The following is a 12,456-nucleotide window of genomic DNA, read 5'->3' on the forward strand; positions in this document are numbered from 1 at the left end:
TTTTTTACATATAATAAACAATGGCAATGTATTGCAGAGTTGAGGCTGCTAGGATGAAGAGATGCCAAATCATATGAAAGTATGGTTTCTTCTTAGCGTAGAACCCAGCACCAACTGTATAGCATAGGCCTCCTGATACCATGAGACACCAGAACATTGGATTTGTTTGGCTGATAATTGCTGGTAAGATTGCTACAACTAGCCATCCCATGATGAGGTAGAGAATGAGACTAAATTTTTCATTGACTTTTTTGGCAAAGATTTTATAAAGAATACCAAAAATAGTCGTTCCCCACTGAATGGCGATAATGAGATAACCAAACCAGTTGTTCATCAAAGTTAAAACCACAGGAGTATAAGATCCAGCGATTGCCACATAAATCATGGAATGGTCAATAATCCGCAAGACATACTTATGAGTCGAACCGTAAGCCATAGAATGATAAATAGTGGATGAAAGAAACATGAGAAAAAGGCTGATGACAAAAATCGAAACACCAATGGATGATAAAAATCCATGGGCTTCATAACTATAGGTTGATGAAATTGGAAGTAAGATGAGCATGATAACTGCACCGACAGCATGGGTGACACTGTTAGCTATTTCTTCTCCAAAACTAAGTCGTTTACTAAGTTTGAAACTAGTATTCATTTGTTTCCTCCTCTTCGGTTTCTGTATAGACTAGTGCTAGTGTTTGATGATAGAGTTTGACCGTTTGGCAGCTTGCTCGGATAATAGGATTAGCTGGGTCTATGTCCTCATTCATATAGTCCACAAAAGCATTGTAAAGTTCTTCTGAATTAGTGTCTGTGTGTAGGGTATTAAGGGTTTGAGCAATTTCTTGGATAGAAAAAACAGACTTGAGAGTGGTAATAGCAATCAATCGTGCGATTTGTTTGCGTTGGTATTTTTTCTTTTCAGGTTTACTTATATATCCGTGTTTGACATAGTTGTTCACCATGGATGCTGTCAAACCTTTCTCCTTGTCAGGAGAAGCTGGAGGACAGATTTGATTGACATAGAGCAGAACCTGGTCCAGATAGAGATTGATACTTGGAATTTCTTCCCATTTTGGATAGGAAAAAGTGGTATTCATTTTCAACTCCTTTTTATCTAGTTTTAATAACTAGATTATAAAATATTAGAAATAATAAGTCAAGTTTCAAGTGCTTGTAGAAAGAAATAATTTATGCTATGATGAGAGAAAATAGTATGAAAAGAGGATAAATGATGGAGATTCGCTTAGCCTTTCCAAACGAAGTTGATGCAATTATGCAAGTGATTGAGGGAGCCAAGAAATATTTGGCAGAAGCTGGCAGCACTCAGTGGCAAAACGGCTACCCAGATGCAGATACCATTATTGAAGATATCATCTCTGGTCAAGCTTATGTAGCCCTAGACGAAGGTAACCTCTTAGCCTATGCAGCAGTGACTAAGAGCCCAGAAAAAGCTTATGAAGCAATTTATGATGGCAACTGGGAGGGAAATGAAGCAGAATACTTAGTATTTCACCGTATTGCCGTTGCTAGAGATGCGCAAGGTCAAGGTGTTGCTCAGACCTTTTTAGAAGGTTTGATTGAAGGCTTCGATTACCTAGATTTTCGTTCAGATACGCACGCTAAAAACATAGCCATGCAGCATATCTTTGAAAAACTTGGCTTCAAACAGGTTGGTAAAGTTCCAGTAGATGGGGAACGCTTGGCCTATCAAAAATTAAAATTAAATGTCTAAGAAGTATGTAAAAATGCTATACAAGTCACCGATTGGTCCCCTATCTCTGCTAGCAGATGACCACTATTTGTTTGGGATATGGATTGAAGAAGAGAGCGATTTTGAGAAGGGATTATCTGAAAATGATGTGACTGTTGTTGACAGTCATCCCATTTTAAATCAAATCACTTCCTATTTAGAGACTTATTTTAAGGGGCAAGATCAAGACTTATCTGAAATGCCTTTAGCTCCTGTCGGTAGTGACTTTGAAAAAAGAGTCTGGAACTACTTGAGAGGAATTCCTTTTGGTCAGACAGTTACTTATGGGCAAATAGCTAAGGACTTGCAGGTGGCTTCTGCTCAAGCAATCGGAGGAGCAGTAGGTCGCAATCCTTGGTCTATCCTTGTACCTTGTCACCGTGTGCTAGGTGCTGGAGGACGTCTGACAGGCTATGCTTGGGGACTCGAAAAGAAGGCTTGGCTCTTAAGGCATGAAGATGCAAGTTATCAAGAAAATAAAAAATAGAAAGAGAAGAAAATGTTAGAATTTGTCGAATATCCAAAATGTACAACTTGTAAAAAAGCTAAGAAAGAATTAGATCAACTCGGACTAGAATATAAAGACGTTCATATCGTTGAAGAGACTCCGAGTGAAAAGGTCATTTTAAACTGGCTCGAAACTTCGGGATTTGAATTGAAGCAATTTTTCAATACTAGTGGAATCAAGTATCGTGAACTCGGGTTGAAAGATAAGGTTGGAACATTGTCAAACAAAGAAGCAGCCAAACTCTTGGCCAGTGATGGTATGCTATTGAAACGTCCAATACTAGTTGAAAATGGTCTTGTAAAACAAATTGGCTATCGTAAATCATACAAGGACTTGGATTTGAATTAGTTTTTTTCTATCTCCTTGATAGATAAAATATATAACCTCCCACTTTTAAAGTATGATACACTAGAAGGTAGATGAAATCTGATATGCTCGTAGCAAATATTTTTAATTAGAGCATAAGTATGATAGAATGAATCATTATCTTGAGAGGATGTTTCTATGAATGTTACAACAATTTTAGCATCTGATTGGTATCAAAATTTGATGCAATATATCCCGGATGGCAAACTGTTTAGTTGGCGTTCGGTTTTTGATGGGATTCCAAGAATTCTACAGCAATTACCTACAACATTGATGTTAACAGTATTTGGTGCCTTTTTTGGTATCATACTAGCCCTAGTCTTTGCGATTGTGAAAATCAATCGAGTTCGATTTATATACCCAGTACAAGCATTTTTTGTTAGTTTCTTAAAAGGAACCCCAATTTTAGTTCAACTGATGTTGACTTATTACGGGATTCCATTAGCTTTGAAAGCCTTGAATCAACAATGGGGAACTTCTCTGAACATTAATGCTATTCCAGCAGCAACATTTGCGATTGTGGCTTTTGCTTTTAACGAGGCAGCCTATGCCAGCGAAACTCTTCGTGCGGCAATTCTTTCTGTAAATCCAGGTGAGATTGAAGCTGCTCGTAGTCTTGGTATGACACGTGCGCAAGTTTATCGTCGTGTGATTATTCCCAATGCAGCAGTAGTTGCAACACCAACCTTGATTAACTCCTTGATTGGCTTGACCAAGGGGACTTCCCTAGCTTTCAGTGCAGGTGTTGTAGAAGTCTTTGCCCAAGCTCAGATTTTGGGTGGTGCAGACTATCGTTACTTTGAACGTTTCATCTCAGTAGCTCTCGTCTACTGGGTGGTAAATATCGTTATTGAAAATCTTGGCCGTTTCATTGAAAGAAAAATGGCTATTACAGCACCAGATAATGTTGAGACAGATGTGAAAGGAGAGCTTCGCTAATGATTAAAATTTCAAATTTAAGCAAATCCTTTTCAGGTCAAACTGTTTTGGATCATCTGAATTTAGATATTCAAAAAGGAGAAGTTGTTGCCTTAATTGGTTCTTCAGGAGCTGGGAAATCAACTTTTCTTCGTAGCCTAAACTATCTAGAAACTCCTGATAGTGGAAGTATTCAGATTGATGATTTCAAAGTTGATTTTTCTCAAATTACGCAAGAAGAAATTCTAACTCTTCGTCGTAAATTATCGATGGTTTTCCAACAGTTTAATTTATTTGAGCGTAGAACAGCGCTAGATAATGTTAAAGAAGGCTTGGTGGTAGTTAAAAAATTATCGGACGAAGAAGCGACTGAAATTGCTAAGGAAGAACTAGCTAAGGTTGGGCTTTCTGATCGTGAACAGCATTATCCGCGTCACTTGTCTGGAGGACAAAAACAACGGGTCGCTATAGCTCGTGCTCTAGCCATGAAACCAGACGTCTTACTCTTGGATGAACCGACTTCAGCACTGGACCCAGAATTGGTTGGTGAGGTAGAAAGATCGATTGCTAATGCTGCAAAATCAGGTCAAACTATGGTTTTGGTTAGTCACGATATGTCATTTGTTGCTCAAGTAGCTGATAAGGTTTTATTCTTGGATAAAGGAAAGATTATTGAATCTGGAACACCGGATGAGATTATCAACCATCCTAAAGAAGAACGAACAAAAGAGTTCTTTGCTAGTTACAAACGGACCTATATCTGATATAATAGAAGATAAGAAAAACTCAGTTGGCTAAGCTAACTGGGTTTGCTCTTTAAAAATAATAGAAATGAGAGAGAGCATGCTAGTTCAGCTATTTGCTTTGTATTTAGAGAGTTTGGTTTTGACGATTTTACTAGTCTTGGTTGTCTTAGGGATTTGGATTGGTTTTAGAGCCCTGTCAGGTGTCGATAAAACTGCTAAGGAGCGTCAGGCTCACCTCTATGATATGATTATGATTGGAGTTCTAACAATTCCAGTATTGTCTTTTGCAACCATGAGCATCTTGTTGGTTCTCAAGGCTTAATAGTTGTAAAATGGGATTTAATTCGTTAGAATAAAAATAGTTACAACAAGAAAGAAGGAAAGAGAATGTACGATACGATTATTATCGGTGCAGGTCCTGCTGGGATGACTGCAGCCTTGTATGCAGCACGCAGCAATCTCAAAGTAGCTTTGATTGAAGGTGGTCTTCCTGGCGGTCAGATGAACAATACTTCTGACATCGAAAACTATCCAGGTTATGCTAACATTAGTGGACCTGAGTTAGCAGAAAAGATGTTTGAACCTCTTGAAAATCTAGGTGTTGAACATCTCTATGGCTTTGTAGAAAATATTGAGAACCATGGTGATGTTAAGAAAGTAATCACAGACGATGAAGAATTTGAAACTCGCACAGTTATCGTAGCGACTGGTTCTAAGCACCGTCTCCTGGGAGTTTCAGGAGAAGAAGAACTAAATAGTCGTGGAGTTTCCTACTGTGCGGTTTGTGATGGAGCCTTTTTCCGTGACCAAGATTTGTTGGTTGTAGGTGGTGGTGACTCAGCGGTTGAGGAAGCAATCTTCTTAACACAGTTTGCCAAAACTGTAACCATCGTTCACCGTCGTGATGAGCTTCGTGCTCAAAAAGTCTTGCAAGACCGCGCCTTTGCAAATGAAAAAATCAACTTCATTTGGGATTCTGTCGTAAAAGAAATCAAGGGTGAAAACCGTGTGGAGTCAGTTGTCATTGAAAATGTTAAAACAAATCAAGTGACTGAACATGCCTTTGGTGGTGTCTTTATCTATGTTGGTTTAGATCCAGTCAGCGATTTTACAAAAGATTTACAAATCCAAGATGAGTCAGGTTGGATTGTGACAGATGACCATATGAAGACAAGTGTTGCAGGTGTCTTTGCAGTTGGAGATGTTCGTCAGAAAGACCTTCGCCAAGTTACAACAGCAGTTGGAGATGGTGCTATTGCAGGTCAAGAAGCCTATAAATATATTACTGAACATAGTTAAAAAGGCGGTGGGACAGAAATCGATAGACAAAGTCTCGATTTCGTAGTCCCAGCCCTGCGAGGATGATTAGGAGCTTTTTGGAGTCTAAAAGACGAACAAAAAGTTCAATCAGCTACCGCGTCAAAGTTTGATTGCTAATAAAAAGTGAGGTCGGGATCTTTTGTCCCAACCTCACTTTTTTATAATCGATTGCGGAAGACTTCGTACATAAGAATAGCAGCAGCAACGCTTGCATTGAGACTCTGTACATGTCCATTCATTGGTATAGTGATCATCTCGTCCACTTGTTTTTTGATGTTACTTGAGATACCTTTTCCCTCATTTCCGATAATAAGAGCGACTTTGCCACTTGTGTTCCATTTATGGCAAGGAGTTCCATTCATATCGGTCCCAAAAGTCCAGAAACCTTCTTCTTTAAGTTTATCCAAGGTTTGGCTGAGATTGGTAACGCGAGCGATAGGCACATGCTCGATGGCACCCGTTGCTGTTTTTGCAACTACGGGTGTCACACCAACAGCTCGATGCTTGGGAATAATGACACCTGAAACATTGGTTGCATCGGCTGTTCTTAGGATAGAACCTAAGTTATGAGGGTCGGTTAGTCCATCGAGGATCAATAGTAGTGGGTTTTCTTCTTGGCGAGTCTGAGCAAGAATCTGCTCAAGTTCAGTATAGGCAAATTCAGAAACACGTAGGACAAAACCTTGGTGGACAGCTCCTTCAGTCATTTCGGAAAGAGATTTTTTTGAAGTCCAAGAAATGGATACTTTCTTTTCAGTTGCCAGTTCTTTGACTTTTTCTACATTCTTACCTCGTAAATCATCCTGGAGATAGAGTTTGTTTCCAGTATTTGCTAACAGTGCTTCGGTAACGGCGTGAACGCCATAGACAATATCATTTGTTTTCATGGCTCTATTATAACATAAAACCCCGTTGTCGAACGGGATTTTCTTTATTCCAGAATGAGTAAACCTTCTTTGACTGCGAAAGGATCCTTTTCATTGATACGATCATAAAACATAACACCATTTAAGTGGTCGATTTCATGTTGTACAACGATGGAGTTGTAGCCTTTTAGCTTGATGCGATGTTTTTCACCGTCCTTATCAAAGTAGTCGACAGTTACTCGAGCATGGCGGATAACATAACCTGGGACAGCACGATCGACTGATAGGCAACCTTCTCCCTCTCCTAGAGCAGCGTCTTGGACTGAGTGTGAGACAATCTTAGGATTGTACATAACAGCTTGTAAGTCATAGGCATCTTGAGGTGTTTCACCTTCCTCGGTGATATTAGGAACTAAAACAGTAATGATGCGTTTTGAGATATCTAGTTGTGGTGCAGCAAGTCCGACTCCTCCACGTAGCCCTAACTTTTCAGCCATAACTGGGTCTTGTGAATGTTTCAAAAATTGCATCATTTTCTCACCAAGGATGATATCTTGATTGCTCAATGGGAAACTGACTTCCTCGGCAACTGCACGTAGGGTTGGATTGCCCTCGCGGATAATATCTTTCATATCGATTAAATGTGAAGCTTTTGTAATACGTTCTATAGCAGACATCTTCTCTCCTTCCTTCCATTACAATTCCATGATAACACAAAATAGTTGAGAAAGAAAGTCACAGAAGTTGCTAATAAAAGGAAATACCAATTTGTCTGTGGTATAATAAAGTAAGGAGACTTGCATTAAAAAGCAAGGAGAGAAAAGATGGAAAAACGCAGTAGTAGAAATCAAAAAGATCCTGTCTTAGGACTTGTCAGAAAATTTATTCGTTTTTTTAGAAACTATCGCCAATGGAGTAATAAAACCTTTGTTGTTGTGTTGTTGATTGTTGTTGCGATTTCGATGGCTTTGACTTTATTAGCTCAAGGAATTAAGGGAGTTCCATTAGTGAATAGTAGTGTAACTACAGTGAGTCAGAGTGCTGATTCTAAGGAGAAAACTACTGTAACGGAACAGGAAACAAGTGCTCGCATCATGGCAAATGGTGATTTGCTTTACCATGACATCATCTACATTTCAGCAAAAAAGGCAGACGGTACCTACGATTTTCATGAAAACTTTGAATACGTAAAGCCTTGGCTTAAGCAAGCTGACTTGGTCATTGGTGATTTTGAAGGAACTGTAAATAAAGATCACTATCTTGCAGGTTACCCCTTATTTAATGCACCTGGTGAAGTCATGGACGCTATAAAAGATGCAGGCTATCAAGTGCTAGACTTGGCTCATAATCATATCTTGGATTCTCAAATTGAGGGAGTAGTTTCAACCGCAGATGCGATTGAAAAAGCTGGAATGACACCAATCGGAGTCTACACTCATGAACCACGAGATAAAGCACCTATTGTCATCAAGGAAGTCAATGGGATTAAAGTTGCCCTTTTAGCTTATTCCTATGGTTTTAACGGAATTGAACAAAGCATTTCTCAAGAGGATTATAATCGCTATCTTTCAGACTTAGATGAAGATAAAATGAAGGCTGAAATTGAGCGAGCAGAGAAAGAGGCAGATATTACAATTATCATGCCTCAGATGGGAGTTGAGTATCAAATTGAGCCGACTGAGGAGCAAAAGAAACTTTACCATAAAATGATTGATTGGGGTGCTGATATTATCTTTGGTGGTCATCCTCACGTTGTTGAACCAGCTGAAACGGTTGAAAAAGAAGGTGATAAAAAGCTTATCATTTACTCTATGGGGAATTTCATCTCAAATCAACGGATTGAAACCATGCAGGATGTTGAAAATGCCAAGTGGACGGAACGTGGAGTTCTCATGGATGTGACCATTAAGAAGAAATCCGGTAAAACGACTATCGAAACTGCCCAAGCCCATCCAAGCTGGGTGAGTAGGACTCCAAAGGGAGGCTATTCTCCAGAAGGATACCCACTCTATCTTTACCAAACTTATATCCTGGAAGACTTTATTGAGGGTGGGAAATACCGTAGTCAGTTAGACGAGGCTACCAAGGAACGGATTGATACAGCCTATAAAGAAATGAATGAACATGTAGGTTTGAAGTGGTAGTGATTCGAATCTCAAGGAGACAAAATGGAAATTAAGATAGTAGCAACGGATATGGATGGTACTTTGTTAGATCCAAGAGGTCAACTAGACCTTCCTCGCTTAGAGAAAATTTTAGATAAGCTGGACCACCGTGGCGTTCGGTTTGTCATTGCGACTGGAAATGAAGTTCATCGTATGCGACAATTACTGGGACATCTAGCAGAAAGAGTCGTTCTGGTAGTTGCTAATGGTGCTCGGATATTCGAAAATAATGAATTGATTCAAGCACAAACTTGGGATGATGCCATGGTTGATAGGGCTTTAGCTCATTTTAAAGGTAGAGAATGTCAGGATCAGTTTGTCGTAACTGCGATGAATGGTGGTTTTGTAAAGAAAGGTACTGTTTTTACAGAACTTGATAAATTTATGACTCCAGAGATGATTGAGAAGCTCTATCAACGAATGAACTTTGTCGATGAATTTGACTCTAATCTCTTCGGTGGTGTTCTCAAGATGAGCATGGTAGTTGGTGAAGAGCGATTGGATTCGGTTTTACAGGAAATTAATGACCTATTTGATGGGCATGTGCGAGCTGTTTCCAGCGGTTATGGCTGTATTGATATCTTACAAGATGGGATTCATAAAGCGTGGGGGCTAGTAGAATTACTCAAACGTTGGAACTTAAAACCTGAACAAATCATGGCCTTCGGTGATAGTGAAAATGACATTGAAATGTTAGAGTTGGCAGGAATTTCATACGCTATGGAAAATGCAGAAGAGGCTGTTAAGAGAGTTGCGACAAAAGTAGCTCCAGCCAACAGTCAGGCGGGTGTTTACAAAGTTTTAGAGAACTGGCTAGAAAGAGGAGAATAACTTGGCAGTACAGCTATTAGAAAATTGGCTCTTAAAAGAGCAGGAGAAAATCCAAACCAAGTATCGTGAACTCAACCAGATTTCTGTAATTGAACCAGATATCATCTTTATTGGAGATTCTATTGTTGAGTATTATCCCTTGCAAGAATTACTAGGGACAACAAAGACCATTGTAAACCGAGGTATTCGAGGCTATCAAACTGGACTTTTACTAGATAACCTTGATGCCCACCTCTATGGTGATGCAGTGGATCAAATTGTGCTTTTGATTGGGACCAATGACATCGGGAAAGATGTTCCAATGAGTCAAGCATTAAAGAATCTTGAAAGTGTAATTCAAAGTATTTCTCGTGACTATCCGCTGTCACAGATTAAGCTAGTTTCTATTCTGCCAGTTCATCAAGGGGAAGAATACAAACAGACAGTTTATATTCGCACAAATGAGAAAATCAAGGCCTGGAACCAAGCCTATCAAGAGCTAGCTTCTGCATACATGCAGGTAGAATATGTATCTGTCTTTGAGAATCTACTAGATCAGGAAGGGCAACTCAAATCAGACCATACAACAGATGGGCTTCACCTTAGCGTTTCTGGCTATCAGGCTCTATCAGAAACCTTGAAAACTAGACTTTTCTAGACATCTACTTGCATTTTTGCTTTTTTAACCTAGATAAGGTATAATATCTTTATAGTCTTTTGGGGTCGTTACGGATTCGACAGGCATTATGAGGCATATTTTGCAACCCGTGTGGCGACGTAAACGCTCAGTTAAATATAACTGCAAAAAATAATACTTCTTACGCTCTAGCTGCCTAAAAACCAGCAGGCGTGACCCGATTCGGATTGCTCGTGTCTGATGACAGGTCTTATTATTAGCGAGATACGATCAAGCTTTGTCTAGCAGTTTGGTAAGAGATTTATAGACTCGCAGTTCCTAGGCTTGAGTTATGTGTCGAGGGACTGTTAAAACAATACATAACCTATGGTTGTAGACAAATATGTTAGCAGGTGTTTGGACGTGGGTTCGACTCCCACCGGCTCCATTGATAATTTACATTGTTTTGTAAATCTTTCTAAAACGTTGTTTTTACAACGTTTTTTATTTTATTCTTTGGTATTCTTTTGCAAAAAAAGAATACAACATTTTGTTGTATCCTAAATATTAAATCAAGTCCTGAATTTTCTTAAGTTTTTATCATATTTTCTGTTATAATTAAGGTGCCTTAAGAAAAATAATGAAAAAACTAAATGTTTTTCATATAGTTTTCATTTTTTGTGTTATAATTAAGGTGCCTTAAGAAAAATATTAAGGTGCCTTAAGAAAAATATTAAGGTGCCTTAAGAAAAATAATGAAAAAACTAAATGTTTTTCATATAGTTTTCATTGTTTTAATAGTTTAAAGTCAATCTTATTTTTCTCTAATAGAAAATAATGAAAAAGTAGGTTTAGAAAGAGGTAAGTATCTATGTCTTCTCATAAAAAAATGTCACTCTCTGAGATTAATCAATCTATCGATACTCCAAATAACAATCATTTCTGGCAAAATATAAAGGCCTTTTTAGGTCCGGGTGCTCTTGTCGCAGTTGGTTATATGGATCCAGGAAACTGGATTACCAGTGTAGTCGGTGGTGCTTCCTATAAGTATAGTCTCTTGTTTGTTATCTTGATTTCATCTCTCATTGCCATGCAACTTCAGCAGATGGCAGGAAAGCTTGGTATTGTAACCCAGATGGACCTGGCTCAAGCAACGGCTCATCATTCACCTAAATGGCTTCGTTATAGTCTATGGGTGATTTTAGAATTAGCCTTGATGGCGACAGATCTGGCAGAAGTTCTAGGTTCAGCGATTGCTCTCAATCTTCTCTTTAAGATTCCGATTATGATAGCCATCCTTTTGACGGTTCTAGATGTCTTTCTCTTATTGCTTTTGATGAAATTTGGCTTTAAGAAGATTGAAGCTATTGTGACAACACTGATTTTAACGATTTTAGCAATCTTTACTTATCTGGTAGCTTTGTCACATCCAAGCTTCCAAGGAATCGTTGAGGGTTATCTACCGAATGCAACCTTATTTGAAAGTCCTTTGCCAGGGCATGAAAGTCAATTAACCTTGGCGTTAGGTATCGTGGGTGCGACAGTGATGCCCCATAACCTCTATTTGCATTCTTCCTTGTCTCAAACTCGGAAAATCAATCACAAGGACAAGAATGATGTTCGAAAAGCCGTGCGCTTTATGACCTGGGATTCAAATCTTCAACTGTCCTTGGCCTTTATCGTTAACTCCCTTCTATTAATTCTCGGGGCGGCTCTCTTTTTCGGCCATGCATCCGAGATTTCTGCCTTCTCTCAAATGTATAATGCCTTGCAGGATTCTACTATTGCAGGAGCTATAGCTAGCTCAACCTTATCAACCTTGTTTGCCTTGGCTTTATTAGCCAGTGGTCAGAATTCGACAATTACGGGTACCTTGACTGGACAAATCGTTATGGAAGGTTTCTTGCATATGAGATTGCCTCAATGGTTCATTCGTTTGGCAACTCGTCTCTTTGCCTTGTTGCCTGTCATGATTGTAGCGGTTGTGTTTGGTCATCAGGAAAAAACCTTGGATCAGTTATTGGTTTATTCGCAGGTCTTTCTTTCAATCGCTCTTCCATTTTCAATCTTCCCTTTGATTTATCTAACTTCTAAGAAATCACTGATGGGCGAATTTACCAATGCTAAATGGAATACCATCCTTGGTTATATTGTTTCCATTATCTTAACAATTCTCAATGTGAAATTGTTATTTGATATTTTCTAAGAAATTCACCCGAGTTATAAAACAAGTATATAAGAAAAAAGATACCCAAGATTTCTTGGGTATCTTTTTTGAAACTAAACGGAAGACATGGGATTCGAACCCACGCACGCTTTAACACGCCTACCGCGTTTCCAACACGGCCTCTTAAGCCTCTTGAGTAATCTTCCATTGTTTACTAACCTAGT

15 protein-coding genes, 1 tRNA gene and 1 other RNA gene are annotated in these 12,456 nt (G+C 38.9%); 12 read left to right on the forward strand and 5 right to left on the reverse strand.

The genetic code is table 11. The features are described 5' to 3' along the window. Window positions 1-4 precede the first annotated feature (4 nt). Together HW271_RS02970 and HW271_RS02975 are read right to left on the reverse strand one after the other, a co-directional pair. A complete protein-coding gene (locus tag HW271_RS02970) occupies window positions 5-652 on the reverse strand; it encodes a hemolysin III family protein (protein ID WP_178894784.1) in 648 nt (215 codons plus the stop codon). Then, window positions 642-1,097: a DUF1836 domain-containing protein gene (locus HW271_RS02975; protein WP_178894785.1), complete on the reverse strand. Its 456-nt coding sequence runs from the start codon at window positions 1,095-1,097 to the stop codon at window positions 642-644. Before HW271_RS02975 ends, HW271_RS02970 begins: the two co-directional genes overlap by 11 nt. Before the next feature lie 134 nt (window positions 1,098-1,231). Between HW271_RS02975 and HW271_RS02980 the strand changes: the two genes are divergently transcribed. From HW271_RS02980 to trxB, 7 genes are all read left to right on the forward strand, one after another. Beyond that, window positions 1,232-1,732 carry a GNAT family N-acetyltransferase gene (locus HW271_RS02980; RefSeq protein ID WP_178895648.1) on the forward strand — a complete coding sequence of 167 codons (501 nt, stop codon included), beginning with the start codon at window positions 1,232-1,234 and terminating at the stop codon, window positions 1,730-1,732. Next, window positions 1,725-2,237 carry a methylated-DNA--[protein]-cysteine S-methyltransferase gene (locus HW271_RS02985; protein WP_259274723.1) on the forward strand — a complete coding sequence of 171 codons (513 nt, stop codon included), beginning with the start codon at window positions 1,725-1,727 and terminating at the stop codon, window positions 2,235-2,237. Before HW271_RS02980 ends, HW271_RS02985 begins: the two co-directional genes overlap by 8 nt. Before the next feature lie 12 nt (window positions 2,238-2,249). Then, on the forward strand, window positions 2,250-2,606 hold the full coding sequence (locus HW271_RS02990; RefSeq protein WP_178894786.1) for a Spx/MgsR family RNA polymerase-binding regulatory protein: 357 nt from the start codon (window positions 2,250-2,252) through the stop codon (window positions 2,604-2,606). Between the two features lie 156 nt (window positions 2,607-2,762). Then, window positions 2,763-3,563: an amino acid ABC transporter permease gene (locus tag HW271_RS02995; RefSeq protein WP_178894787.1), complete on the forward strand. Its 801-nt coding sequence runs from the start codon at window positions 2,763-2,765 to the stop codon at window positions 3,561-3,563. Further along, window positions 3,563-4,306, forward strand: coding sequence for an amino acid ABC transporter ATP-binding protein (locus HW271_RS03000; protein WP_004253930.1), 744 nt, complete (start codon window positions 3,563-3,565; stop codon window positions 4,304-4,306). The genes HW271_RS02995 and HW271_RS03000 overlap by 1 nt, the downstream gene beginning before the upstream one ends. A gap of 79 nt (window positions 4,307-4,385) precedes the next feature. Next, the gene (locus tag HW271_RS03005) at window positions 4,386-4,610 is read left to right on the forward strand and encodes a DUF4059 family protein (RefSeq protein WP_004253933.1); all 225 of its coding nucleotides are present in this window, start codon (window positions 4,386-4,388) and stop codon (window positions 4,608-4,610) included. A gap of 65 nt (window positions 4,611-4,675) precedes the next feature. Then, on the forward strand, window positions 4,676-5,587 hold the full coding sequence (trxB, locus tag HW271_RS03010) for a thioredoxin-disulfide reductase (RefSeq protein ID WP_178894788.1): 912 nt from the start codon (window positions 4,676-4,678) through the stop codon (window positions 5,585-5,587). A gap of 179 nt (window positions 5,588-5,766) precedes the next feature. Here the strand turns inward: trxB and rlmB are convergent, their stop codons facing one another. Continuing rightward, window positions 5,767-6,495: a 23S rRNA (guanosine(2251)-2'-O)-methyltransferase RlmB gene (gene rlmB / locus HW271_RS03015; protein ID WP_006148811.1), complete on the reverse strand. Its 729-nt coding sequence runs from the start codon at window positions 6,493-6,495 to the stop codon at window positions 5,767-5,769. Between the two features lie 44 nt (window positions 6,496-6,539). Beyond that, window positions 6,540-7,151 carry a peptide deformylase gene (def, locus tag HW271_RS03020; RefSeq protein WP_178894789.1) on the reverse strand — a complete coding sequence of 204 codons (612 nt, stop codon included), beginning with the start codon at window positions 7,149-7,151 and terminating at the stop codon, window positions 6,540-6,542. Window positions 7,152-7,298: 147 nt separating this feature from the next. On the opposite strand from def, the gene HW271_RS03025 reads away from it, so the two are divergent. The 5 genes from HW271_RS03025 (at window position 7,299) to HW271_RS03045 (ending at window position 12,271) form a co-directional block, all read left to right on the forward strand. Beyond that, window positions 7,299-8,618, forward strand: coding sequence for a CapA family protein (locus HW271_RS03025; RefSeq protein WP_178894790.1), 1,320 nt, complete (start codon window positions 7,299-7,301; stop codon window positions 8,616-8,618). 24 nt (window positions 8,619-8,642) lie between these two features. Beyond that, on the forward strand, window positions 8,643-9,470 hold the full coding sequence (locus tag HW271_RS03030; RefSeq protein ID WP_178894791.1) for an HAD family hydrolase: 828 nt from the start codon (window positions 8,643-8,645) through the stop codon (window positions 9,468-9,470). A gap of 1 nt (window position 9,471) precedes the next feature. After that, window positions 9,472-10,107, forward strand: a complete 636-nt coding sequence (locus tag HW271_RS03035; RefSeq protein ID WP_178894792.1) for an SGNH/GDSL hydrolase family protein — start codon at window positions 9,472-9,474, stop codon at window positions 10,105-10,107. Between the two features lie 61 nt (window positions 10,108-10,168). Beyond that, window positions 10,169-10,516, forward strand: a transfer-messenger RNA (tmRNA) gene (ssrA, locus tag HW271_RS03040). A 420-nt stretch (window positions 10,517-10,936) separates the two neighbouring features. After that, on the forward strand, window positions 10,937-12,271 hold the full coding sequence (locus tag HW271_RS03045) for an Nramp family divalent metal transporter (RefSeq protein ID WP_178894793.1): 1,335 nt from the start codon (window positions 10,937-10,939) through the stop codon (window positions 12,269-12,271). Window positions 12,272-12,350: 79 nt separating this feature from the next. Here the strand turns inward: HW271_RS03045 and HW271_RS03050 are convergent. Then, window positions 12,351-12,438, reverse strand: a tRNA-Ser gene (locus tag HW271_RS03050). Window positions 12,439-12,456 lie beyond the last annotated feature (18 nt).

It is taken from the genome of Streptococcus sp. oral taxon 061, from assembly GCF_013394695.1.
In the GTDB taxonomy this organism is placed as follows: domain Bacteria; phylum Bacillota; class Bacilli; order Lactobacillales; family Streptococcaceae; genus Streptococcus.